Annotated in this window: 23 protein-coding genes; 14 read left to right on the forward strand and 9 right to left on the reverse strand. The window is 62.4% G+C overall.

Annotated elements, in window-relative coordinates; translation table 11 throughout:
- The first annotated feature begins 66 nt into the window (after positions 1-66).
- The 8 genes from OVA12_RS13990 (at position 67) to OVA12_RS14025 (ending at position 8,060) form a co-directional block, all read left to right on the forward strand.
- Positions 67-1,362, forward strand: a complete 1,296-nt coding sequence (locus OVA12_RS13990; protein ID WP_268138296.1) for a glutamate-5-semialdehyde dehydrogenase — start codon at positions 67-69, stop codon at positions 1,360-1,362.
- A 69-nt stretch (positions 1,363-1,431) separates the two neighbouring features.
- The gene (locus tag OVA12_RS13995; protein ID WP_268138298.1) at positions 1,432-2,070 is read left to right on the forward strand and encodes a nicotinate-nucleotide adenylyltransferase; all 639 of its coding nucleotides are present in this window, start codon (positions 1,432-1,434) and stop codon (positions 2,068-2,070) included.
- Between the two features lie 194 nt (positions 2,071-2,264).
- Positions 2,265-2,675 carry a ribosome silencing factor gene (gene rsfS, locus OVA12_RS14000; protein WP_268138300.1) on the forward strand — a complete coding sequence of 137 codons (411 nt, stop codon included), beginning with the start codon at positions 2,265-2,267 and terminating at the stop codon, positions 2,673-2,675.
- Positions 2,676-2,734: 59 nt separating this feature from the next.
- Positions 2,735-3,217 (forward strand): 23S rRNA (pseudouridine(1915)-N(3))-methyltransferase RlmH, encoded by a 483-nt coding sequence (gene rlmH, locus OVA12_RS14005; RefSeq protein WP_268138302.1) that lies wholly within the window; start codon positions 2,735-2,737, stop codon positions 3,215-3,217.
- Positions 3,218-3,372: 155 nt separating this feature from the next.
- Positions 3,373-4,818 carry a murein hydrolase activator EnvC family protein gene (locus OVA12_RS14010; RefSeq protein ID WP_268138304.1) on the forward strand — a complete coding sequence of 482 codons (1,446 nt, stop codon included), beginning with the start codon at positions 3,373-3,375 and terminating at the stop codon, positions 4,816-4,818.
- On the forward strand, positions 4,815-6,155 hold the full coding sequence (locus tag OVA12_RS14015) for a S41 family peptidase (protein WP_268138306.1): 1,341 nt from the start codon (positions 4,815-4,817) through the stop codon (positions 6,153-6,155). Before OVA12_RS14010 ends, OVA12_RS14015 begins: the two co-directional genes overlap by 4 nt.
- 138 nt (positions 6,156-6,293) lie before the next feature.
- Positions 6,294-7,436 carry a divergent polysaccharide deacetylase family protein gene (locus tag OVA12_RS14020; protein WP_268138308.1) on the forward strand — a complete coding sequence of 381 codons (1,143 nt, stop codon included), beginning with the start codon at positions 6,294-6,296 and terminating at the stop codon, positions 7,434-7,436.
- A gap of 108 nt (positions 7,437-7,544) precedes the next feature.
- On the forward strand, positions 7,545-8,060 hold the full coding sequence (locus OVA12_RS14025) for an RNA pyrophosphohydrolase (protein WP_268138725.1): 516 nt from the start codon (positions 7,545-7,547) through the stop codon (positions 8,058-8,060).
- A gap of 14 nt (positions 8,061-8,074) precedes the next feature.
- On the opposite strand, the gene queG is transcribed toward OVA12_RS14025, so the two are convergent.
- Together queG and OVA12_RS14035 are read right to left on the reverse strand one after the other, a co-directional pair.
- Positions 8,075-9,253, reverse strand: coding sequence for a tRNA epoxyqueuosine(34) reductase QueG (gene queG / locus OVA12_RS14030; RefSeq protein ID WP_268138727.1), 1,179 nt, complete (start codon positions 9,251-9,253; stop codon positions 8,075-8,077).
- The gene (locus tag OVA12_RS14035) at positions 9,250-9,942 is read right to left on the reverse strand and encodes a glutathione S-transferase family protein (protein WP_268138310.1); all 693 of its coding nucleotides are present in this window, start codon (positions 9,940-9,942) and stop codon (positions 9,250-9,252) included. The genes queG and OVA12_RS14035 overlap by 4 nt, the downstream gene beginning before the upstream one ends.
- A 181-nt stretch (positions 9,943-10,123) precedes the next feature.
- Here OVA12_RS14035 and OVA12_RS14040 point away from each other — a divergent pair, with 181 nt between their 5' ends.
- Complete coding sequence (locus OVA12_RS14040; protein WP_268138312.1) at positions 10,124-10,930, forward strand: undecaprenyl-diphosphate phosphatase; 807 nt, start codon at positions 10,124-10,126, stop codon at positions 10,928-10,930.
- Positions 10,931-10,936: 6 nt separating this feature from the next.
- Here OVA12_RS14040 and OVA12_RS14045 read toward each other — a convergent pair whose 3' ends face one another.
- The gene (locus OVA12_RS14045; RefSeq protein ID WP_268138314.1) at positions 10,937-11,530 is read right to left on the reverse strand and encodes a TetR/AcrR family transcriptional regulator; all 594 of its coding nucleotides are present in this window, start codon (positions 11,528-11,530) and stop codon (positions 10,937-10,939) included.
- 62 nt (positions 11,531-11,592) lie between these two features.
- Between OVA12_RS14045 and OVA12_RS14050 the strand changes: the two genes are divergently transcribed.
- Positions 11,593-12,072 carry a DoxX family protein gene (locus OVA12_RS14050; RefSeq protein ID WP_268138317.1) on the forward strand — a complete coding sequence of 160 codons (480 nt, stop codon included), beginning with the start codon at positions 11,593-11,595 and terminating at the stop codon, positions 12,070-12,072.
- Here the strand turns inward: OVA12_RS14050 and OVA12_RS14055 are convergent.
- Positions 12,035-12,358 carry an AzlD domain-containing protein gene (locus OVA12_RS14055; RefSeq protein ID WP_268138319.1) on the reverse strand — a complete coding sequence of 108 codons (324 nt, stop codon included), beginning with the start codon at positions 12,356-12,358 and terminating at the stop codon, positions 12,035-12,037. The genes OVA12_RS14050 and OVA12_RS14055 overlap by 38 nt on opposite strands.
- A complete protein-coding gene (locus tag OVA12_RS14060; RefSeq protein WP_268138321.1) occupies positions 12,355-13,077 on the reverse strand; it encodes an AzlC family ABC transporter permease in 723 nt (240 codons plus the stop codon). Before OVA12_RS14060 ends, OVA12_RS14055 begins: the two co-directional genes overlap by 4 nt.
- A 167-nt stretch (positions 13,078-13,244) precedes the next feature.
- On the opposite strand from OVA12_RS14060, the gene OVA12_RS14065 reads away from it, so the two are divergent.
- From OVA12_RS14065 to maiA, 3 genes are all read left to right on the forward strand, one after another.
- A complete protein-coding gene (locus OVA12_RS14065) occupies positions 13,245-13,784 on the forward strand; it encodes a helix-turn-helix domain-containing protein (protein ID WP_268138323.1) in 540 nt (179 codons plus the stop codon).
- Positions 13,785-13,975: 191 nt separating this feature from the next.
- Positions 13,976-15,136, forward strand: coding sequence for an alpha/beta hydrolase family protein (locus OVA12_RS14070; protein ID WP_268138728.1), 1,161 nt, complete (start codon positions 13,976-13,978; stop codon positions 15,134-15,136).
- 147 nt (positions 15,137-15,283) lie between these two features.
- Positions 15,284-15,934, forward strand: a complete 651-nt coding sequence (gene maiA / locus OVA12_RS14075; RefSeq protein WP_268138325.1) for a maleylacetoacetate isomerase — start codon at positions 15,284-15,286, stop codon at positions 15,932-15,934.
- A 16-nt stretch (positions 15,935-15,950) separates the two neighbouring features.
- Here the strand turns inward: maiA and OVA12_RS14080 are convergent, their stop codons facing one another.
- The 4 genes from OVA12_RS14080 to OVA12_RS14095 form a co-directional block, all read right to left on the reverse strand.
- Complete coding sequence (locus OVA12_RS14080; RefSeq protein WP_268138327.1) at positions 15,951-17,717, reverse strand: alpha/beta fold hydrolase; 1,767 nt, start codon at positions 17,715-17,717, stop codon at positions 15,951-15,953.
- Positions 17,718-17,733: 16 nt separating this feature from the next.
- Positions 17,734-18,714 (reverse strand): glycoside hydrolase family 5 protein, encoded by a 981-nt coding sequence (locus OVA12_RS14085; protein WP_268138329.1) that lies wholly within the window; start codon positions 18,712-18,714, stop codon positions 17,734-17,736.
- 110 nt (positions 18,715-18,824) lie between these two features.
- Positions 18,825-20,195, reverse strand: coding sequence for a lipopolysaccharide biosynthesis protein (locus OVA12_RS14090; protein WP_268138331.1), 1,371 nt, complete (start codon positions 20,193-20,195; stop codon positions 18,825-18,827).
- A complete protein-coding gene (locus OVA12_RS14095) occupies positions 20,192-21,424 on the reverse strand; it encodes a glycosyltransferase (protein WP_268138333.1) in 1,233 nt (410 codons plus the stop codon). Before OVA12_RS14095 ends, OVA12_RS14090 begins: the two co-directional genes overlap by 4 nt.
- A 293-nt stretch (positions 21,425-21,717) precedes the next feature.
- Between OVA12_RS14095 and OVA12_RS14100 the strand changes: the two genes are divergently transcribed.
- Entirely contained in the window at positions 21,718-22,806 is a 1,089-nt protein-coding gene (locus tag OVA12_RS14100; RefSeq protein ID WP_268138335.1) for a polysaccharide deacetylase family protein, read from the forward strand.
- Positions 22,807-22,878 lie beyond the last annotated feature (72 nt).

Genomic DNA, 22,878 nt, shown 5'->3' on the forward strand with positions numbered 1-22,878 from the left:
TCCGGCCGCGCGCCTGATGACTGAACGGACAGGCTGAACGTCGACTGGCAGATTGGGATGGGGACGATGCTGGACAAGATCAAGGATGCGGCCGGCCAGGGCGACGATGTCGCCGCGTTGATGGCGACCATGGGCCGGAAGGCGCGTGCCGCAGCCCGCGCCCTTGCGCTGGCCTCCACGCAGACGAAGAACCAGGCGCTGCTCGCCATGGCCGCCGCGCTTCGCGCCGCGACGTCCGACATTCTCTCCGGCAACGCGCGCGATCTGGAGGCCATGCGTGCCAACGGCCAGACCGACGCCTTTCTGGACCGTGGCACCCTGACCGAGGCCCGGATCGAGGCAATTGCCCGGGCGCTGGAAGACATCGCAGCGCTGCCCGATCCGGTCGGCAGCACCATCGCCGCCTGGGAGCGCCCGAACGGCCTGAAGATCGAGCGCGTGCGCACGCCGCTCGGCGTTATTGGCGTCATCTATGAAAGCCGTCCCAACGTGACCGCCGATGCAGGCGCGCTGTGCCTGAAGGCAGGCAATGCCGTCATCCTGCGTGGCGGGTCGGACACGCTGCATTCCAACATGGCCATCCACACGGCGTTGCAGGCAGGGCTTCAGGCGGCTGGCTTGCCGGTTGACGCCATTCAGGTCGTGCCGGTGGCCGATCGCGCCGCGGTCGGCGAAATGCTGGCCGGCCTCAACGGCAATCTCGATGTCATCGTGCCGCGCGGTGGCAAGAGCCTGGTGGCCCGCGTCCAGAGTGACGCCCGGGTCCCGGTCTTTGCGCATCTCGAAGGCATCGTTCACATCTTCCTCGACCGCGCAGCTGATGCTGCGACGGCAAAGTCGGTGATCATCAATTCCAAGCTGCGCCGGACCGGGATCTGCGGCGCGCTGGAGACCTTGCTCGTTGACCGGGCCATTGCGCCGGCCCTGCTGCCGGGCATTGTGGCCGAGCTGTCGGCCATGGGGTGCGAGATCCGTGGCGATGCCGAGGTTCAGGCCCTGTGTGCGCAGGCCATCCCGGCAACCGACGAGGACTGGACGACCGAGTATCTCGACAAGATCCTGTCGGTCCGTGTTGTCAGTGGTCTGGATGAGGCCATCGACCACATCGAAACCTTCGGATCGCACCATACTGACTGCATCCTCACCGAGGATGCGGCGGCAGCGGAGCGGTTCCTGTGGGAAGTGGATTCGGCCATCGTCCTGCACAATGCCTCGACCCAGTTTGCCGATGGCGGCGAATTCGGCATGGGCGGCGAGATCGGCATTGCGACCGGACGCATGCATGCGCGGGGGCCGGTGGGCGTCGAACAGTTGACGAGCTTCAAGTACCGTGTGCGCGGCGCGGGGCAGACACGGCCCTGATCCGAGACCCTGACCCGAGACCCTGACCCCATATCCAGACCCCGGTCAGCCGGAAGGACGACGCCGTCGATGCGTGACCCGAACCGCCCCGCTGCGGTGCTCCCCGAGTGGATGAAGCTGCCCCACGCCGAACCGGGCAATCGCATCGGCTTGTTCGGCGGGTCTTTCAATCCGCCCCACTCCGGTCATCGGCTGGTGGCGGAAACGGCGATGCGGCGGCTGGGGCTCGACCAGGTCTGGTGGCTTGTCACCCCCGGCAATCCGCTGAAGGACCACGGCAATCTGGCACCGCTCGAGCGGCGGATCCACCTGGCCGCAGCCGTAGCCGATCATCCCCGGATGACGGTCACAGCGTACGAGGCGATCCTTGGCACGAGCTATACCGCCAGCACGCTTGCCGGCATTTTGCACCGGCGGCCGGATGTCTCGTTCTGCTGGATCATGGGCGCGGACAATCTTGCGAGCTTCCACCGCTGGCAAAACTGGCGCGATATCGTCGAAACCGTGCCAATTGCGGTGGTAAATCGGCCTGGTGCCTCGCTTTCGCCGCTGTTTTCGCCTATGGCTCAGGCCTTCGGGCGGGCGCGTATCCCTGAAAACGAGGCCGGGCTCTTGATGCGATCAAGGCCTCCAGCTTGGGTTTTCCTGCATGCGCCCCTGGACTCGACGTCCTCGACGGCCTTGCGGCGACAGGACGGACAGCGTTAGACGGCGCAGAGTTGCGCCAGTTCCGGCATCGGGCATTAACGATGGCAAGGCATCTGTCTTGAAATTGTTAGGCGCCGGTGCCTATCTTGTTGGCAGGTGGCAGGCAAGGTCTGAAACACTGCCACCCTGTTGGTGAACGGCGGCAAGGCATGAGCATCCGCCACAACTGTTTTTGAAAGGCAGAACACCTGAATATGACCTTTGAAAGCGAGGGGCAGGCTTTGACCGCTCCTCTTCAGTCCGCACTCGGCGACAAAGCCAAGGGCACGCTGATTGAAACGATCCTCGCCAGTCTCGATGACGCGAAGGCGGAAGACGTTGTCTCCCTGAACATTGCTGGCAAGAGCGCCCTGGCCGATTACATGGTGATCGTGTCCGGCCGTTCGCACCGTCATGTCGGCGCCATCGCAGATCATCTGCTGCGCGACCTGAAGGAAGCCGGTTACGGCAACCCGCGCGCCGAAGGCCAGTCCCATTGCGACTGGGTGCTGGTGGATGCCGGCGATGTGATCGTGCATGTGTTCCGTCCGGAAGTCCGCGGCTTCTACAATCTCGAGAAGATGTGGGCCGCAGATCCGTCCGAAGCGCCGCAATACGTCGGCTGACCGGAACCAGCGAATGTCCCTTTGCCGGCGGGACTGCTCCCGCCGGAAGGTGAGCCTTGATGCGCTATGTGATTGCCGCAGTCGGCCGCATGAAGGCGGGAGCCGACAGAGATCTCCTCGACCGCTATCTCGACCGCGCCCGCAAGACGGGCAAGGGACTTGGCGTCAGCGCCGTCGACATGGTCGAACTCGCTGAAAGCCGGGCGGCACGCTCCGATGACCGCAAGGCCGAGGAGGCAGGAGCCCTTTTGGCTGCCCTGTCACCGCGCGCGCGGCTCATCGTGCTCGACGAGACCGGCAAGACCATGACCAGCCCCGCGCTCTCCGATCGGCTGCGCAGCTGGATGGACGAAGGCGCGCCGGAAATTGCCTTCGCAATTGGCGGCGCGGATGGACATGGCAGTGCGATCCGGGACCGCGCCGACGTGGTTCTGGCGCTCGGCGCGATGACCTGGCCGCATCAGATCGTCCGCATCCTGATTGCCGAACAGATCTACCGTGCCTTTACCATCCAGTCAGGTCACCCCTATCACCGGGTCTGATACTGTTGTTTTACGCAGGAGCCGGTTTGGACAGCCTGTATCTTGCCGCAATTCACCGGCATGACAATTAACGGGGAGAACGGCGCCAAGGTTTGCGGTCCAGTTACCTTGGTAAACGCTTCCTTAACGACCCCATCCCATGGTTGGGGCATGAGATGCGCGCCGCAGGGGAGGTCCAGGCGGCGCAAGGCCGGGACAAGCAAGGCGTGCTAGGCAGGGCAAGACGACAGCGACATGTCGGGGGCCGCGCAGGAAAACCTGCCGCGATTCTCGGCCTTGGCTGCCTGCTCCTGTGCCTGCCCACGGCTGTACTGGCAACGGAACCAGTCCAGACTGAAGTTCCCGAGGCCACCCAGACTGCTGCACTGACGCCTGCCGAGGCTGAGGCGCGCCAGCGCAAGGCGGAGCGTGAGGCTGAGCTTGCTGCCCTGTCACGCGATATTGAACTCTCGGCGACGCGTCAGCGCGAGATCGCGCAGGAAATTGCCGCGATTGACCGCGACAGTGCCGAGATTACCGCCGCCGTGCTGCGCACGGCCGGCAAGATCAAGGGACTTGAGGCAGATCTCGCCAACACGGAGCGGCGTTTGCAGCGACTGGCGGAAAACGAGGATGCGGTGCGCGCCTCCCTCTGGGAGCGGCGCGGAACGCTGGCCGAAGTGCTGGCATCGCTGCAACGGATCGGCCGCCGGCCGCCGCCGGCTCTTGCCGTGCGCCCGTCTGACGCTCTTGCCGCCGTCCGGTCTGCGATCCTGCTCAATGCCGTGATGCCCGATCTGCGGATCGAGGCCGAGGCGCTGGCGTCGGATCTGGAGGAGCTGACCCGGTTGAAGATCTCCATCACATCGGAGAAGGAGCGGCTGGCGGGCGATTCGATGCGCCTTGCAGAAGAGCAGTCGCGTCTTGAATTGCTGATCGCTGCCAAGCGGCAGCAGCGCGAGGCATCTGCCGGCATTCTCACCGATGAACAGAAGCGGGCCGAGGATCTGGCCGGCAAGGCCGGTTCTCTCAAGGAATTGATCGCAAGCCTCGAGGCCGAAATTGCCTCCGCCCGTAAGGCCGCCGAGGCGGCGGCCCGCGCGACGGAACAGCGTGGCACAGGCCAGAGACGCGGCAATGACCCCTTCGCGGACCCGGGCCGCCTGTCACCTGCCATTGCCTTTGCCGAGGCAAAAGGTCAGCTTCCGCGCCCTGTTTCGGGTGCCTTGCTGAAGGATTACGGTCAGGCTGATGATTTTGGCGGGGTGACGGAAGGCCAGTCCATTTCCACCCGCGCTGGCGCCCGTGTCACAGCGCCAAATGACGGGTGGGTGGTTTACTCCGGTCCCTTTAGGTCATTTGGCCAACTCTTGATCCTGAATGCCGGCGATGGCTATCATGTTCTCCTGGCCGGGATGGACAGGATCGATGTGGAACCGGGACAGTTTGTGCTGGCAGGAGAGCCAGTGGGCGTGATGGGCTCCACGCATTGGGCAAGCGCTTCGACGATTGCCTTGGGATCGGCAGATCCTGTCCTGTATGTAGAATTCAGAAAAGATGGCAGTGCGATCGACCCCACCCCCTGGTGGGCCCGCACCGAGGAAGAAAAGGTACGCGGATGATTCGGAAAGCTACCCTGCTGTGCACCGGTATCCTGGTCGGCGCCATTGCTGTCTCGACGGCAAGCAACCTTCCGATCTGGCTGAGCGGTGCCGCCAATGCGGCGGCGTCGGACACTTACCGGCAGCTCAACCTGTTCGGCGACGTGTTCGAGCGCGTTCGCTCGGACTATGTCGAGGTGCCCGATGATGCCCAGCTCATCGAGTCGGCCATCAATGGCATGCTGACTTCGCTGGATCCGCACTCCAGCTACATGTCGCCGAAGACTTTCCGGGACATGCAGGTGCAGACCCGCGGCGAGTTCGGCGGTCTCGGCATCGAGGTCACGATGGAAGACGGCCTCGTCAAGGTCGTCTCGCCGATCGACGACACTCCGGCCTTCAAGGCAGGCGTGCTCGCCGGCGACTTTATCACTCACATCGACGGCGAACAGGTCCAGGGTCTCACCCTGAACGAGGCTGTCGAGAAGATGCGCGGTCCGGTCAAGACCGACATCGAGGTGACCCTGCGCCGCGAAGGCCGGGCTGATCCGCTGGTGCTGAAGATCACGCGCGATGTCATCAAGATCCGCTCGGTCCGCTGGCGCGAAGAGGGTGATGTCGGCTACGTCCGCGTGACCCAGTTCAATGAACAGACCTTCGATGGCCTGCAGAAGGGCATCGAGGAAATCACCAAGAACATCCCGGCTGACAAGCTCAAGGGCTTTGTCATCGACCTGCGCAACAATCCGGGCGGCCTGCTCGATCAGGCGATTGCCGTGTCCGATGCCTTCCTCGAGCGTGGCGAGATCGTCTCCACCCGTGGCCGCAACTCCGAGGAAACCCAGCGCTACAACGCCCGTTCTGGCGATCTGGCCAAGGGCAAGCCGGTCATCATCCTCGTCAACGGCGGCTCCGCGTCGGCGTCCGAGATCGTGGCTGGTGCGCTGCAGGATCACCGCCGTGCCACCGTGCTCGGCACCCGTTCCTTCGGCAAGGGCTCGGTCCAGACGATCATCCCGCTCGGTGCCAACGGCGCGATCCGCCTGACCACGGCGCGGTACTACACGCCGTCCGGCACGTCGATCCAGGCCAAGGGCATCCTGCCGGACATCGAGACGCTGCAGGACCTGCCGGAAGAGTTGAAGGGCACGGCCGAGACCAAGGGTGAAGCTGGTCTGCGCGGTCACCTGACCTCCGAAAACACCGAGGGCAAGGAAGAGTCCGGCAGCCAGGCCTATGTCCCGGCTGATCCGAAGGACGACAAGCAGCTCAACCTTGCGCTTGACCTGCTGCGCGGCGTCCAGGTGAACAACGCCTTCCCGCCGGCGGCCGGCAAGGCAGCCAGCGTCCCGAACTGATGTGATGACAGCTCCGGTCCCATGTGTCGCGTTGGGGACCGGAGCCGCGCACCGCAGTCTTTCTTCTAATGACCATGCGCCGACATCAGTCGGCGGATAATCGCCCAGGATGGGCCTCAAGCACTGGCAAGACGCGACATGGCGGGAAATGACCTGACAGCCCCCCTTGGCATGGGCAAGCGGAAGTTCTTCCGCATGCCCTTTGGCCTTATCGGCATGGGCATCATGACGGTCATTGCCACCACTGGCCTCGTCTGGATTGGTGTCGTGGACGATCCGCTAGGCGGCGAACCGACGGCCGTTGTCCCCCTCGAGCGCACTGTTGAAGGCCTGTCCTCGCGCGATATTGCCGTCGTGGAAATCAATCCAGACATCGCCGGGGACTCCAAACCGGACGCCGCGAAGGAGCGCAAGGTCACCCTCGGGCCGCGGTTTGAGGAAGCACCTGTCGGCAGCGAGCCGAACATGGCATCGCGCCGCGAACTCTCCACGCTTCCCGACGACCGCGTCACCGATCGCGCGGACCACGGTCTGATCCCGAAGGTCAGCGTCGATGGCATTCGCCCGCTCGACATCTACGCCAAACAGATCGCCGCCGAGCCTGCATCTGCACCGCGCATTGCGATCATCATCGGTGGCATTGGTCTGTCGGAAGCCGGCAGCCGCAATGCGCTGCAAAATCTTCCCGCGGATGTCACGTTCGCCCTTGCTCCCTACGGTGACCGGCTGGATCGCTGGATGCGTGAGGCGCGCATGGCCGGACATGAGATCCTGCTGCAGCTGCCGCTCGAGCCGTTCGATTTTCCGGACAACGATCCTGGTCCTCACACGCTGCTGATCAGCTTGCGTGGGCCGGAGTTTCTCGACCGGCTCTACTGGCTGTTGAGCCGTGTCACCAACTACGTCGGGGTGATCAACGCCCAGGGCGCGCGCTTCACCTCGACGGAACCTTCGATGCAATATCTGCTCGAGGAGATCACCCGTCGCGGCCTGATGTATGTTGACGATGGCTCCTCCTCGCGCACCGTTGCCCCCGCTGTCGCAAGTGGCACGCAGACACCCTTCAGCCGGGTCGACGTCGTGCTGGATGCCGTGCCCAAAGCAGATGAAATCAACGCGCGTCTCTTGCAGCTGGAATCGCTCGCCCGCTCTCGCGGCCTGGCCGTTGCCAGTGGCACGGCTCTGCCCGTCACGATCAAGGCCCTGGAGGAATGGTCGCGGGATCTTGAGCAACGCGGTCTGATGTTGGTGCCGATCAGTGCAACGATCGATCGCCCCTAGCTCGAGGCGAGCGACCGGCTCTTTCCAAGCGCAACCTGACCGGATAGACCAAGATGGTCTGGTCCTGTCCTGACGAGTTACAGGGAGAGTTGCGTGCAAGGCCCGCTATTGGATCCAACCCGGCCTGATGCGTTTGATGGCCTGCCTTATCGTCCTTGCGTCGGCATCATGCTGATCAACCGCGACGGGCTTGTCTGGGCAGGGCGTCGGCATGATGGCCATGGCAAGGTTGATCCTGGCTACGCTTGGCAAATGCCCCAGGGTGGCATTGATCCGGGTGAGGATCCGCTTGAGGCGGCGCGGCGTGAACTGTTCGAGGAAACTTCGGTGGCCAGCGTCACCTTGCTAGCCGAAGCCCCCGACTGGTACGCCTATGACTATCCGCCCGAGGTGATCGCGACCGCCCGGCGTGGCAAGTACCGCGGTCAGGCGCAGAAGTGGTATGCCTTCCGCTTCGACGGTGATGAGGACGAGATCAACATTCTGACCCCGCCGGCCGGTCACTCGCAGGAGTTCAGCGACTGGCGCTGGGAGGAAGCCCATCGGCTGCCCGGCCTGATCGTCCCCTTCAAACGCAAGGTCTATGAAGACGTCGTCGCAGCCTTCGCGCACTTGACGCGCTAGGTGCTGGGCCAGCGTCAGGAGCCTTCGGCTAGCCCCTTTGCTGCCACGGTCAGCCATTCGTTGCGCACCGTGACATCCGTTTCTTCGACCAGGGCCGCAGCCCTGTGCGCCGCAAAGTCAGCTTCCGGCATCAGCTGTCCAAGGGCCCAGGCCGCTGCTCCGCGCACGACAGGGGAAGCATCGCCGGCAAGGCTTAGCACTGCATCGATGAGAGCCGGATCAGCGCTGTTGCCTGCAGCGATCAGGCAGTTGCGGACGAAGCGGTCCCGGCCGATGCGCTTGATCGGCGAGCCTGAAAAGAACGCCCGGAAACCGGCATCATCGAGCTTGAGCAGCGAGAATAGCGGCGGATCGACGAGATCGTCACGCGCCTGCAGCTTCGCCTCCTGTGCGACCTGGGCAAACTTGTTCCAGGGGCAGGCGGCAAGGCAGTCGTCGCAGCCATAGATGCGGTTGCCCATCGGACGGCGAAACTCTGGCGGTATCGGTCCTGCGTGTTCGATGGTCAGGTAGGAAATGCAGCGCCGTGCATCGAGCCGGTACGGGGCGGGGAAGGCATCGGTGGGGCAGGCGTCAAGGCAGGCCCGGCAGGACCCGCAATGGTCGCGCTCGGGCGCATCCGGGACAAGCTCCGCCGTCGTGAAGATCGAGCCGAGAAAGAACCAAGACCCCAGCTGCCGCGATACCAGATTGGTGTGCTTGCCCTGCCATCCGGTGCCGGCTGCGGCAGCCAGCGGCTTTTCCATCACGGGCGCCGTGTCGACGAACACCTTCACGTCTCCACCGGTCCGGGAGACAAGAAAGCTGGCCAGTTCCTTCAGCTTGCCCTTGATGATGTCGTGATAGTCGCGGTTGCGCGCATAGACCGAAATTCCGCCGCTCGAGGGATCCGCCAGATGGCTGAGCGGATCGCGATCCGGCCCGTAATTCATCGTCAGGATGAGCAGGGAGCGAACCTCGGGCCACAGCACGCGCGGGTCCGCGCGGCGGTCCTCTGTCTCCGCCATCCACGCCATGGAGCCGTGGAACCCGTCCGCCAGGAACTGGCGCAGCCGGGCCGGCGCATCGGCAATCGCGTCAGGCCGGGTCACGGCAAGCGAACTGAACCCCAGCGCGAGCGCCTTGGCCTCAAGGGCGCCGCGCAGTTTTGCCGGCGCTGGACGCTGGCCGGGCAGCGGGGTCTGACGGCTCAGAAGTCGAGATCCGCGTAGCTCAGCGACGGCGGCATCCCCAGCATCTTCTCGGCCAGCAACGGACGGAAGCTCGGGCGTGACTTCACGCGGGCGTACCAGGCCTTCACGTTTTCCTCTTCTGCCCACGGCACCTCGCCCAGATAGTCGGCGCAGGAAAACTCTGCGGCCAGGGCAAAGTCTGCAAAGCTCAGACGGTCGCCAGCCAGCCATTTGCGCGAGGCTGCAAGATAGCCGAAATAGCGCATGTGGTGGTGGATGTTTGCGCGGGCGATGCGCAGGATGGCCGAGTCCGGCTCGCCGCCGCCGACCGAGCGCGGCATGTCCTGCTTGTAAATGCGCTCACGCACGAAATGTCCCACCACCTCGTCGTCGAATTTGCGCAGCGCCCAGTCCACGAGGCGGCGCGTCTCGGCGCGCCGGTCCGGATGATCCGGCATCAACCGGCGGTCCGCCATCGCATAGCCGCGTGTTTCGTCCAGATATTCCATGATCGGCATCGGGCCGCAGATCGGCGGGCCATCATTCTCGACGAGCACCGGCACGGTCCCGGCCGGGTTGAGCATCAGGAATTCCCGATGTCTTTCCCAGGGGTTGACGGCTTTCATCTCGAAATTGGCACCGTACTCACCGAGCAGCAGACGCACAAAACGGGAAGACGGAGAGAACGGATGATGATAGAGCGTGAGCATTAATCTGATTTGGACCTTCAGCGCCGCGGCCCCCCAGCGCGCGGACGCCAGTTTAGGTGGATATGGTTAGCATCCTGTTTCTGGCGCGCCGCCTCACGGCCGTCGCGAAGCCCCGCATAGATCACGCCGAGCCAGTTGATTCAATCCCATCGGGGAAAGTCTTTTTCGAGGAGACATTGCCATGACCAGCGACACGATCGTCAGCGCCTTCATTCTCGGCATCGTCGAGGGGCTGACCGAGTTCATCCCCGTGTCCTCGACGGGTCACCTGCTTCTGCTGGGGCATTTCCTCGGCTTTGAAAGCACGGGCAAGACCTTTGAGGTGCTGATCCAGCTCGGCGCGATCCTCGCCATCCTGTCGGTGTATTTCGGCCGTCTGTGGCGCGTGTTCATCGCTCTGCCGCATGATCCGGCGGCGCGGCGCTTTGCCGCCAGCGTGCTCCTCGCCTTTTTCCCGGCCGTGGTCATTGGCGTCCTCGCCCACGACTTCATCAAGACCGTGTTGTTTGAATCGCCCATGCTGATCTGCATCACGCTGATTCTGGGCGGCTTCGTGCTCCTGGCGGTCGACCGCTTGCCGCTCACGCCGCGCTACACCAACGCGATGGAGTATCCGCTGGGTCTCAGCCTCGCCATCGGCTTCTGCCAGTGCCTTGCCATGGTCCCGGGCGTGTCGCGATCCGGCGCGACGATCGTTGGTGCCCTGCTCATGGGCACGGACAAGCGCTCGGCGGCGGAGTTTTCCTTCTTCCTCGCCCTGCCCACCATGGCAGGCGCCTTCGCCTATGACCTTTACAAGAACCGCGACGTGCTCTCCATGGACGACGCGGCCATCATCGGCGTCGGTTTCGTCACCTCGTTCATCGCCGGTGCCTTCGTGGTCAAGACCCTGCTCGATTTCGTCAGCCGCCACGGCTTTGCGCCCTTCGCCTGGTGGCGCATCATCGTTGGCGGCGTCGGCCTCGCCGCGCTTTACGCGTTCGGCTGAGGCGGTTCAGCTCGTCGGAGCGGGGCTGGTCAGGCCTGCGAGATAGGTTGCGGTCGTTACCTCGACCAAGCGATCAAGTGTGTCGTCTTGCATAAGGTCTTCTGCCAGCTGACGGTCGCTGATCAGGATGGCCAGCCCGTGCACAAGGGCCCACGCACCCACAGTCGCTTCCCGCTGATGCGTTCCAGTCAGTCGCGAGACGGCAACGCTCAGCCTCGAGAATGCCTCCGCAGTTGAGGATTCGAGGTCTGGTGACGTGCCGTCCCGCGGGTGCCGCATCATCAGGTCGAACAGGTTCCGGTTTGCGAGCGCAAACCGGACATAAGCGCGGCCGAGACGTTGCAGGGCCGGAGTGTCGCCTGGCAGCGCCGCCGCCCGGTCCAGTTCGGCGGACAATTGCCGGAAGCCTCGTGCCGCCAGCGCTGCCATCAAGGCCTCCCTGCTGCCGAAATGCCTGTAGGACGCGGACGCCGACACGCCGAGCTGTCTTGCGATTTCCCGCAGGCCGATTTTCTCCGCCGGCATGTGCTCCAGCATTGCATTCGCGGCGTCGAGCATCGTCGTCGCCAAATTGCCGTGGTGGTAGGGGACTTCACTCATGTTGACACCGTTCACATGCGAGAGCAATGTTAGCATTGTTCACATAGTGAGGAGGGTCTGTCATGATGTTTTTGGCTTTTGTTGCCGCTATTGCCGCTCTTGCCCTGTTGGCTGACCGGCTTGGCATCGCCTCGATCCCCGACTGGGCTAGCCGCTTGCGGTTCGGACTGGCTGCAGCCCTGGTGTTCTTTGGCGTCGATCATTTCCTGTCGGTTGGACGATATGTCCCGATGATCGAAGGCTTTGTGCCCTTCGCGGAGCAAGTCGTGCTGGTGACAGGAGCTTGCGAGATCGCTGGTGCCATCGGGCTTCTGGTGCCAGCCACGCGGCGTCTCGCCGGCATCATGCTGGCGATCTACTTCATTTGTGTCTTCCCGGCGAACATCGCCAATGCATTGAATGGGCTGGCTGTCGACGGGCTGCCGTCTTCCGGCTGGTACTACTGGGTTCGCCTGGCGTTTCAGCCGCTTTATGTCTGGCTCGCGCTGGTCGCTGGGGGCATCGTTATGCAACGCCAAAAGCCCGAAGTCCGGCTGTCGTAAGGGCGGCCCCGATGACGATCACGGGAAACGGCATCTTCGCAAAATAGAGGGCAGCGGCAGCCGCGACACCAAGCGGACGGGCCCAGCCCGCGAAGGCACCTCCGTCGAGGATGGTCGAGCTGATCACCAGTGACAGCAGCATGATCACCGCCGCCGTTGTGAACAGCTTCTGCAGGGCCGGAGACAGGGTCAGGCGGTCGTGCAGCAGGGGGCCGGCAACGCGGAAGGCATAGGTGCCCGCTGCCAGGGCAAGAATGGCCGAGATCGGCATGACGGCGCTGCTCATTCTGCTGGCTCCTCGCGGGTGAGCGGTTCGGTCTGGTGCTTCTGTCCGATCAGGGCAACGAGCCCGACGAGGGACACCAGCACCGGGACACCAGCTGGCAGGTACGGCGTCAGCAGCAGGCCAACGGCTGCGCCGATCCCGGCACCAGCTTGCGTCCGGCGGTCTTTCAGCGCTGGCAGCACCAGCGCCAGCAGCACCGCTGGAAACGCCGCGTCGAGACCGAATGTGGCCGCATCCCCCAGCGTCTCGCCCATGATCGCGCCAACGGCTGTCCCGGCATTCCATGACACGAACAGGCTGAGCGAGCAGGCCCAGTACAGTGCACGGCTGCGATCCGGATCGCTGTCCTTCAGGGCAAAGGCCAGCGATTCATCGGTCAGCACGTGTGAACCGAGGATGCGTTCGAGAACACTGGCCCTCAGCCGGTTGGCGACGGTGAAGCCAAACGGCAGGTGCCTGGCATTGAGGATCAGTCCGGCCAGGACCGCAGCCAGAGGACTGCCCCCGGCCAGGATCACGCCGAGCGCGGCGAACTGCGACGCGCCGGCGAAGACAACCAGTGACATCACGATTGGAACCCAGACCGGGAACCCGCCGCCGGTGGCAATCGCGCCAAAGGACAGGCCCACAATCGCCGCAGCCACGCCCACTAGGGCGACGTCGCTGACGTCTTGTCGTGTCAGGTGTTTGAAGATCGGTGTTTGAAATATCGTCCGCATGTTTGCTAAACTGAACGAACAGCATTCGTTCGTCAAGTCGAACGATTGAATTTTATTTCGAACGGAGCAAGCCTCTGACGCCGTCTGACAGCCCTACCCCGGACCTCGCACCGGCCGGTTCACCCCAGACCTCCGATCCGGCCTTGGGTTCCGGCGCTGATGATCTGATGCAATGGATTGCCTACGCCCTGCGGCAGGAGCGGGAAAAGGCCGGCATCAGCCTCAGCGAACTGGCCCGCCGGGCCAATCTGTCGAAATCGACGCTGTCCCAGGTCGAAGCCGGCAACGGCAATCCCAGCGTTGAGACCCTGTGGACGCTGGCGGTTGCTCTCGGGGTTCCGTTCAGCCGGCTGGTTGATCGTCCACGCCGGGCCCCGGCACGTCTGATCCGCGCGGGCGAGGGGCCGGGCACCCGCTCGGAACTGGCCGACTACACTGGCACCTTGCTGAGCGCCGGCGCACAGTCCGTCCGGCGCGATCTGTACCGGCTGGACATTCAGCCCGGTCGCGTGCGCCGGTCTCCGCCCCATATTCCCGGCACGGTCGAGCATGTCATCGTGGCAACTGGGCGGGCCAGGCTGGGGCCGGTGGATGCGCTGGAGGAGCTGCTGCCAGGCGACTACTTCGCCTATCCGGGCGACGTGCATCACAGTTACGAGGCGCTCGAGCCGAACACCGTCGTCGTGCTCCTGATGGAGCACGCCTGATGCCCTAAGGCGGATAACGTAAACGGTTAACCTTGTAAAATAACGGTTTTTTGTTGGCTTCAGGCTATCAGTCGAGGACCCGGTGGCATCCTGCCGCTCCTGTCCAGCTGACGAGGTTTTCCGTGCACCCTGCTGTCTCGAACGCCCGCCGTGTTCTTCTCGCGCTCGGGGCCGCTGCTGGCCTTGTCCTGATGTCACCGGCAAGCTTGCGGGCCGATGAGCCCGTGATCAACGTCTCGAGTGGCATCTCGTACCAGCTGATCGGCCGCTGGGACGTCGACAAGCTGAACCAGATCCTGACCAAGGATACGCCAGCCTTCGCCGGCATCACCGAGACCTACACGCCGGCCACGAACCCCGTCCGGCTCTACCGTGTCACCTATCCGTCGGTCATCCCCGAGCGCGACAGCCGCCCGACTGTCGCCACCGGTCTGATTGCCGTACCGGAGATCACGCAGACCGCCTTGCCGCTGGTGTCCTACCAGCACGGGACGGTCTACGGTCGTCAGGAAGTTCCCTCCTATCCCGACCAGTCGCCAGAAACCCAGCTGATGATCGCCCAGTTCGCGGGGCAAGGCTATCTGCTGATTGGCGCCGACTATTTCGGTATGGGCTCCTCGACCGAGCCGGAAGGCTACATGGTCAAGGCCAGCCACCAGCAGGCCACCACCGACATGCTGACCGCGAGCCGCGAGGTCATTGCCGACATGAAACTCTCCGACATCGGCCTTTATCTCGCCGGCTGGTCGCAGGGCGGCTTTGTCACCATGGCGATGCTGGAAAAGCTGGAACGGGACGGCGTTCCGGTCAAGGCGACGGCCACCGCCAGCGCCCCGCTGGACGTGTTTGCCGCGCTCAACGGCTTCCTCAACTTCCCGCGCAAGAACGACGCGGTCTGGGTCAACAGCCTGTTCATCCTGTCGAGCTTCTCCTTCGAGAACTACTACGGCATCCCGGGTCTCGCCCGCTCGCTGTTCACCGATGAGACCTATGAGCTTGCCCGCAAGGCCTATGTCCGCGAGCCTGTCGATCCGGCGGCAATCCCGACGGACCTGAAGAAGCTCATCCGTCCTGAGTATTTTGACGCCCAGTATTTTGCGGCATCCGCCTATGGCCGCCTGATTGCCGAAACCCAGTCCTATCGCTGGGTGATCAAGACCCCGGTGCGCAACTATTATGGTGATACCGACGAGGCGATCACCGTGGGTGTTGCCAAGATGGCGCAGAACTATCAGTCGGCCATGGGCGCCGGCAATCCGATGGCTGAAGCGGTTTCGACCGGCAACACCAGCCACCGCGGCACCTTCGCCCGCGCCGTTCCGCAGTGGAAGATCTGGTTCGACGGCAAGTGACGTCCAGCCCGGAGACAGGCGCCAGCCATGGCCCTGTCTTCGTCCTCTTGCCCTGATGATCATGGCGAGGGACACAGTCCGCGCTTGACGGCGATTGGTTACATTGGCAATCAATCTCTTCCTGTCCATCCTGACCGGGAGAGCGCCATGGGCGAAGTGGTCCTTCACACGTATTTCCGCAGCTCCACGTCCTTCCGGGCCCGCATTGCGCTGAACCTCAAGGGCGTCAGCTACCGGTCAGAGTTTCACCACCTGCGGCTCGGCAAGCATCGCGATCCTGCCTATCTTGCGGTCAATCCTCAAGGGTTGGTGCCGACGCTCGTGTGGTCGGACGGCATGGTGCTGTCCCAGTCGCTGGCCATCATCGAGTTTCTGGATGAGGTGATCGCGGAGCCGGCGCTGCTGCCGCGCGATCCTGCTGGCCGTGCCCGCGTCAGGGCCTTGTCGCAGATGATTGCCTGCGACATCCACCCGGTGAACAACCTGCGCATTCTCAACGCCCTGCGCAGCCGCTTTGGCGCTGATGATGCAGCCGTCGCTGACTGGTTCCGCACCTGGGTTGCCGAGACTTTCGGCCCGCTGGAACAGCATCTCACCAATGATCCGCAGACCGGCCGCTTCTGCCATGGCGACACGCCGACGATGGCCGACATCTGCCTCGTCGCACAGGTCGCCAACAACGGCCGGTTCGGCGTCGACATGGAGCCCTATCCGGTCATCCGGCGCATCCACACCGCCGCCATGGAACTCCCCGCCTTCATCGCGGCCGCCCCGCAGAACCAGCCTGATGCGGAGTGAACCCGCGTAGGCTCAGTCAGCCGGCAATATCGGCCAGAGCGTGCCGCAGCAGCGTGTCGCGCACGGTGGTTCTTGCAGATATCGGCGTCAGATTGTGATCCGTGGCGTCGAGGAACGTGAGGCGCAAATTCTTGTACTTGCCTGCATCCTTGCCGCGAGCGCCGAGGGTTTGTGCAAGGAATGGAAGCCCTGGGTCGCTTTCGCTGTAAATCAGGTCGACGGTCTGGCCACGGCGATCCAGCGTTGCGAGGTCATTGTTGATCTGCCGGCGCAGCCGTGAGGACGTTGTAAGGCCCAGAGCATAGGGCGCGCTGGCGCGCTCAAAGCGGTTCAGCGCGCGCCGGATCAGGAAGCCGATGAGAGCAAAGACCGGCACCTCACCCTTGAGCAGCTTCTTGATCCGCGCCGGGTCGAACAGCTTGCGGGCGTAGTCGGCCGTATCACCATGGTCGAAGCGCAAGAGGTCACCGATATTCTCGCGCGGATCCCACAAGAAACGTTGCAGATTAACGCAGACACCGCCTTTGATGCGCGCATCGGCGATGGCCCCGCGCAAGGCCAGATAGGCGCCGCTGCAGGCGCCCGTCGCGATGATCTCGCCGGCGTTCCTTGTCTCGAGGAATGCCAGCGCATCGGCGATATCTTCCTGCTGCCTTGCGCTGTAGTGCACCGGGCTTGGCGCTCCTGGTGCCGCCGCGCTGTCGCCAATGTCGGAGACATCCAGCCGAAGGGATGCAATGCCCTGCCGGGCCAGATCCCGGGCGGTCTCCCGTGTCGCCATGCCCCAACCGGTGCGAGGCGTTCCTCCAGCGGTCAGGAACAAGACCGTGCGGCCGCGCCGCACCTGGCCGTCCGGCATGCACCAGGTTCCAACAAGCGAGCCGCGGCGGCCAAGCGTGACCAACTCCTCACTGAAATCGTCCCCTTTCAGCACGGCCGGGTCGGAAGCTGACCTTGTCTCTGGACTGCTCAGGGAAGAGGGCGTGCCCGGAAGCACTTGCTGCAGCCAGTCGGCAATAGCTTGGATATCCGCTAACGGCGCTTCCGCCAGTGTCGGATCGGTCATCATCGCATCATAGCCAGAAAAGGGGACGCTGGCCGCGCTCTGGCAATTGGCCAGCAAAGCTGCCGCGAACTCCTCTTCGCCCGTCCTGCCCGGACGTGGCAGGCAAAGAACGGGACAATCATCGGGTATTGCAGCTTCGCCAAGGCTTGCTGCCTTGATGTCTCGGGCAAGGCCTTTGCTCATGGCCAGACCCGCCACACTCATGGCTGCTCCTTCAGGCAAATCGGGTGCAACGCGGGTACGCTCCGCAATCATTGCACCGCGGATCTGTGCTTCCCGCAGATACAGCCGACCGGACAGAAGTGGTGCCATGAGCACGAGGGCGCCAATGCTCTGCCGATTGCGGGCCATCCGACGGGCGGCCAGCAATGCGCCAAGCCCAAGGCCCGCCAGGACGATCTGTTCAGCGCCGGCTTCCGCTTTGAGAGCATCGATGGCAGCGTCCAGCGCCTGATCCAGCCGGTCGATGCCTTCAATCGTCTCCGGCGAAGCCAGTGAGCCTCCCATGCCAGGCAGATCGAACCGCAGCACAGGATAGTGTTCACGCGCCAGCTGCTCGGCCAGAAGCCGCATGCCGCGCCTTGCACAAAGGCCTTCGTAGCCCCAGTCCTCGATCAGCACCACGCCGGTCCGGCCAGACGGGCCGAGCAACAGGGCCGGCGATCCGTCGAGTGCCAGGGGGCGCGGCAGCAAATTGCTGTCAGAGGTGGCTGTCATGGGTGATGTCCAGATCTCATCGGGCTGTTCGCAAGCCACCTCGTTGGGCGTCCAACGCTGAACAGCTTGGTATTTCTCCCGAGCTTCCTAGCACATAAGGCTCCAGTGCATCCATCTGCGGCCGATCGGCTCCGCCCATTGTTTCAGGCTGGATGGACAGCGGATAATCGCCCCACCAATCGCCAGCTGCCCAGTAGGTCCAACCGATCCAGGTTTCCGGATTGTCGTTGATGAAGCCGGCCATTTCCCGGATCGCAGCCAGGCAATCGGGGGACGATGTCCCCCCGAATTCGCTGAGGATGGCGCGCTTTCCGGATGCCTTCAGCCAGTCAGTGACCCGTTGCAGCGCCTCAATCGCCGTGTCCTTGGCTGGACAGGTCCGATGTGTTCCAGAAAAGTCTTCATCCGGATACTGGTGAATGTCATAGGCATAGTTGTCCAGAGGATCGACAATACCATTCATCACGGCGGCATTGCTGCCGCCGTTCTGGTCTGCATACCAATGGTAAGCGCTCGTCCAGATCGTACCAGGCACCAGGATCATATTGTCCGCGCCAGTCTTCCGGATTGCGGCGATGCCAGCATTGGCGGAGGGAAGCCAGAAGGCAGCGTCCATGAAGTCGGGCTCGTTCTGCAGCAGGAATATGATGTCCTGATCCCCGGCATAGAGCTTTGCCAGCCTTGTCCAGAAGTCAGCAAAGGCGCTGGCTGGCACCTCGCGTGAGCCGATCTGTTTGCCGAAGTGGCGCGCGTTGGTATGTGGCGACAGGATGACCTTGAAGCCCATGCTTTTCGCTAGGGCAACGCTGTTGATCAGCGGCTGCAGTTCATTCATGTCGAAGGGCTTGTTGAGCACCGGCTGCAACCGTTCCCATTTGAACGGAAACCGGACGACATTCATGCGCTTGCTGGCGAGATAGGCCAGCGTCTCCCGCGTGGGGTAGAAATGCGTCGTTCCCAGCTTGCCGATCGTATCGCCAAATTCGGCACCGGCCACATTCGCTCCGCGCAGGCATTGCGCGGCAAAGGCTGTTCCACCAGACGGCACGATCAGAACCGCAGCGATCGGCAACAAAACCGCTATCCGACCGAGCAACCTCGTTCCAGTCATGACGTCGGTCTCTTGGGTTGCGTGTTGGATCTTGTCTCTCGCCAGTGCCGGAAAAGTCCGAGCGCCGTCGATGCCATCGTGTCGACGCCAACATGCTGAAGTGTCCAGTTTCGGCAAATGATCAGGACAGCCAATCCGTGGACCAGACCGGCAAATGCGATCCCGATCATCCCAAAATAGATCCCGAGCAGCACGAGTGAGATAACGTAGACGACGAAGACAAAGCTGCGCGAGATCAGAAAGTAACGTTCTCCACCACCGATCATCATGAGGTTGGTGCCTGGACCGAAAAATGCGTGGGTGACCGGGGCAAGGCAGAGGACAGCAAGGACTTCAAAGTGGTCCGCGAAACTTGGCTCGAACAAAGACAGGGCAAATTTCCCGATCAGCAACATGAAGCCGAACGCGAGAAGAGTGCCACCCAAGCTCGCCGCCGAGAGCAATGAGACAAGGTTTTGAGCTCCGGGAATGTCGCGTGCCTGCAATTTAGCAGACACCATCGGCACGCCGATCGTGTCGATGATGGAGACCGGAAGCATCAGCAGCGCCGCAAGTCGGAAGGCGACAAAATAGAATGCGGCCGCCTCGAGGCTAAGGAAAATGCCGATCAGGATCGTTTCAAGGTACAGCGATGCGCTGACGAAGAAGCTGTTGGCTGTAAAAAACAGGCTTTCCTTCGTCCATATCGCCCGGGTTTCGGTGTCAGTTGTCGAGGCGTTGCGACGCAGAAAGCCAAGACCCTCGATGCCCACAAGCCGGAATGCCTGATAGCTGACAACGATCAGCAACAGCAGAGTGATGATTTCCATCGCTCGTGCACCAGAGGTCAGGAAGCCCGTATAGGCGGAGACTGGCAACGCTACGAGGCAAAGAATGCGCCAGATGTTCTCGCGTGGGGTCAGGGCAAGGCCGATATTTCCTCTGATCCGGAAATAATACTGCATGTATTCGCTGACAGCGAAGATGCCTGCGAATACGAATGCAATCGGCAATGCATCATAATGATGTGGAAAGCCGTGAGCGAAGAACTGGATGATTGCCGCCGCGACGAGAATTACACCGATGCCGCTGGAAATCCAGGCCATGTTCATGAACAGAAGGCTGCGATTTTGATCCGCAAATGCGGGGTCGTCGTTGCTTCTGAAATGCTTGATCAGGAGGACATTCTGTCCGAGGACCAGAATGAGCCCCAGCGACGAGCCGACCGAAAACAGAAAATTGTAGAGACCATATTCCTCGATGCTCAGCACGCGGCTGGCCATGAGCAGCACTGCAAAGCTCAAGACCGGAGACGCGATCCGGCTCATGAAGGACCAGATGAACTCCTTCAGGTTGATCTTTGCGAGCAACTTGGCAGGCGTGCTCATACGGCAATGACCTTTCTCGCCAGCAGCGCGCGCTGTTGGTGTCTTGCAGCAACAGTCTCAAGGAATGACTGGAACTCGAAACCGAGTGTTGCCGGCAGATAGCCTCTTGCTGCGGTCAATGCACCGCTCGACAGTCGCTCGTAGGTCGAAGGCGACCCCGCGATACGAAGGATGGCTTCCTGGATCGACCGAGCATCTGCCGGAGGAACATGAAAGCCGTTGACGCCATCGATGATGTTTTCGGCAACACCGCCGATGCTGGTCGAGATCACCGGAATTGCATGGGCAAATGCTTCGATGGACGCACGGCCGAATGCCTCGCGTCCGATGGAAGGATAGACGAGAACGTCGATCTGGGAGAGATACTCGTCCGCCTTGACCCAGCCATAGAACTTTGTGCGCTCTGCAGGGAACCTGCAGCGGACTTCTTCGCCGTAATTGTCACGTTCAGCGCCTTCGCCGGCGATATGAAACTCTACATTTGCGTCTGCTGGCATCATCCGCGCGGCGTCACCCAGATAGGCAACGCCCTTGAAATGGCTGTACAGCCCAAGGAAACCGACCCGGAGCGGACGATCCGTCGGAAAGCGACGCGGAGCGGTGGCGTGCAGGCGCGACAGGGCCGCGGGGATGCGTTTCATCACCGCGTTCGGAAAATATCCTTCTGCCATATGACGGTTCAGAACGTCCTGGCTTTCTCCGACAACGCCATCAACATAGCGGGTGAAGAATTTTTTTCCAAGTGAGCTTGCCTTGCAGGAGCCGCACTGCCTAGTGCAGTTTTCGGAGTTCTTCTGCATCACCGAGTTCCAGCACATCAGGAACGAGTTGAACGCCGTGTGGGCGACGGGCAGGCCAGCCAGCTTGGCGGCCGCCCAGCTGGCGACATTGATGTTTTCGATACTGACGGTCATCAGCATGTCCGGCTTCACAGCAGCAATCTGCCGGCGCATCGCGGACAGCGCAAATGGGTTGCCATTCTCGAGCAGATGCCAGACTGGCTTCTTCCAGTTTGGCCGGCGTTTCAGATAGTCCCAATAGATATTGGGGCTGGCGATCCGCCGGACAGGAATGCCCTCGACCTCATCAAGCCCAGCCTTTTCGCCGACGTTGACCACAGTCACGTCGATACCCTGGCCCTGCAGCATCTTGGCCAGCATGAAGGAGGAGGTCTGTGCGCCACCAGGCAGGTTCGGAGGAAAGGCGGCGCAGGCCATCAGCAGTCGCATCTCGGTCAGTATCCCCCTATCAATCTATGTTGAGCCATTCTTACATGGGGGAGTGTTGAGGAACGGTAATTCCAGAGTGAATTTAATTAAATCAAAACAATGTAACCAATTGTACTAATTGACGTTAATCATGAGTTGTTTTTGTAGATTTAAAAAATTAACGTTAGAATTGAATTAAGAAAACGCCAACTCGCCTTAAAACAATATTTAAAAGCAAAGGGGTAATGCTTTGCGGAGTTTGAAGGGCAACAAGGATGCAAGTTGCCGTGTCATTGGTCCGACAGGAGAGCAGCATGCTTACCCTCACCCCCAAGGTGACGGCAAAGGTACGCTTGAAGGCTGCCGTGAAGGCGGGCGTGTCCAGCCTTCTCGTTTCGTCTGGAGTTGATCGCCTGATTGGCCGGCGCTATGGCGGGCAGGGTGTCCTGCTGATGTTCCACGAATTTGTGACCTCGACGCGCGACACCTTGGGGCAGGGCTGCTCTATCGCCGATTTCGAGGCAATTCTGGCGGCGCTCAAAGCCTCTGGCCGTGACTTTGTCACTTGCGACGAGGCGCTTAGACGTCTCCACGATCCAGCGGCCCGCCCTTTCGCCGCGCTTACGTTCGACGATGGCTATCGGTCCAACATCGATCTGGCACTGCCGGTGATGCAGCGATACTCCGCACCCGCCACGATCTTCGTGCCAACGGGCATGGTGGACAGGTCGATCAATGCCTGGTGGCTTGCCCTGCGTGAACTGGCATTGACCTGTGACACGATTGATATGGAGCCGATGGGCGTTCGGCTGCAGTGCTCAAGCTTTGAAGCGAAGCATGCGGCGCTCGACTGCATGACCGCCTGGGTCTGGCAGGACTTCTCGCGTGCGCTTGACCTTGGGTCCCTGTTCGCGAGGCATGGCGTGTCGATGCCTGCTCTGGTTGATCGCCTCGCACTCGATGAAGCCGGTGTGCAGGCGGCTGACCGGCATCCGTTGATCGAGATCGGTGCGCACACGACAACGCACCGTGCCCTGCGTCTGTTGTCCCCGGATGAAGTTGCGGCCGACATCGGCGAGAACAAGCGCTACCTGGAAACCCTGCTCGGCCGCCCGGTTGGCTGGTTTGCCTATCCCTATGGCCCACCGTCTATCGGCGGCACGCGTGAGGCCGAGATTGTCCGCAAGCTGGGCTTTCGCGGTGCGGTCACGACTGACCCTGGCGCCCTGTTTCCTGCGCAGGCGGCCGCCCCATTCCTGCTGCCGCGCCAGAACGCTGAAGTCCCGGCTGCGCCTGTCGCCCACGCGCTCGCCGGCGCCAATGGTGTCTTCCGTGCGCTCGCCACCCGGTTCGGTCCGCCATTCGATGTTCCTGCCCTTGACGGCCAAGGAGACCTGACATGACCAGTTTGCCCGCAGGCTCTCCGCAAGCTGCCGTGCCCGGTTCCCAGCTCCACGACCGGACGATTGTCCACG

Source organism: Pannonibacter sp. SL95, from assembly GCF_026672425.1.
GTDB lineage: Bacteria > Pseudomonadota > Alphaproteobacteria > Rhizobiales > Stappiaceae > Pannonibacter.

Coding starts and splice junctions, on each gene's coding strand:
- OVA12_RS13990 (WP_268138296.1), top strand. CDS start 67: ATGCTGGACAAGATCAAGGATGCGGCCGGCCAGGGCGACGATGTCGCC.
- OVA12_RS13995 (WP_268138298.1), top strand. CDS start 1,432: ATGCGTGACCCGAACCGCCCCGCTGCGGTGCTCCCCGAGTGGATGAAG.
- rsfS (WP_268138300.1), top strand. CDS start 2,265: ATGACCTTTGAAAGCGAGGGGCAGGCTTTGACCGCTCCTCTTCAGTCC.
- rlmH (WP_268138302.1), top strand. CDS start 2,735: ATGCGCTATGTGATTGCCGCAGTCGGCCGCATGAAGGCGGGAGCCGAC.
- OVA12_RS14010 (WP_268138304.1), top strand. CDS start 3,373: ATGCGCGCCGCAGGGGAGGTCCAGGCGGCGCAAGGCCGGGACAAGCAA.
- OVA12_RS14015 (WP_268138306.1), top strand. CDS start 4,815: ATGATTCGGAAAGCTACCCTGCTGTGCACCGGTATCCTGGTCGGCGCC.
- OVA12_RS14020 (WP_268138308.1), top strand. CDS start 6,294: ATGGCGGGAAATGACCTGACAGCCCCCCTTGGCATGGGCAAGCGGAAG.
- OVA12_RS14035 (WP_268138310.1), bottom strand. CDS start 9,942: ATGCTCACGCTCTATCATCATCCGTTCTCTCCGTCTTCCCGTTTTGTG.
- OVA12_RS14040 (WP_268138312.1), top strand. CDS start 10,124: ATGACCAGCGACACGATCGTCAGCGCCTTCATTCTCGGCATCGTCGAG.
- OVA12_RS14045 (WP_268138314.1), bottom strand. CDS start 11,530: ATGAGTGAAGTCCCCTACCACCACGGCAATTTGGCGACGACGATGCTC.
- OVA12_RS14050 (WP_268138317.1), top strand. CDS start 11,593: ATGATGTTTTTGGCTTTTGTTGCCGCTATTGCCGCTCTTGCCCTGTTG.
- OVA12_RS14055 (WP_268138319.1), bottom strand. CDS start 12,358: ATGAGCAGCGCCGTCATGCCGATCTCGGCCATTCTTGCCCTGGCAGCG.
- OVA12_RS14060 (WP_268138321.1), bottom strand. CDS start 13,077: ATGCGGACGATATTTCAAACACCGATCTTCAAACACCTGACACGACAA.
- OVA12_RS14065 (WP_268138323.1), top strand. CDS start 13,245: ATGCAATGGATTGCCTACGCCCTGCGGCAGGAGCGGGAAAAGGCCGGC.
- OVA12_RS14070 (WP_268138728.1), top strand. CDS start 13,976: ATGTCACCGGCAAGCTTGCGGGCCGATGAGCCCGTGATCAACGTCTCG.
- maiA (WP_268138325.1), top strand. CDS start 15,284: ATGGGCGAAGTGGTCCTTCACACGTATTTCCGCAGCTCCACGTCCTTC.
- OVA12_RS14080 (WP_268138327.1), bottom strand. CDS start 17,717: ATGACAGCCACCTCTGACAGCAATTTGCTGCCGCGCCCCCTGGCACTC.
- OVA12_RS14090 (WP_268138331.1), bottom strand. CDS start 20,195: ATGAGCACGCCTGCCAAGTTGCTCGCAAAGATCAACCTGAAGGAGTTC.
- OVA12_RS14095 (WP_268138333.1), bottom strand. CDS start 21,424: ATGCGACTGCTGATGGCCTGCGCCGCCTTTCCTCCGAACCTGCCTGGT.
- OVA12_RS14100 (WP_268138335.1), top strand. CDS start 21,718: ATGCTTACCCTCACCCCCAAGGTGACGGCAAAGGTACGCTTGAAGGCT.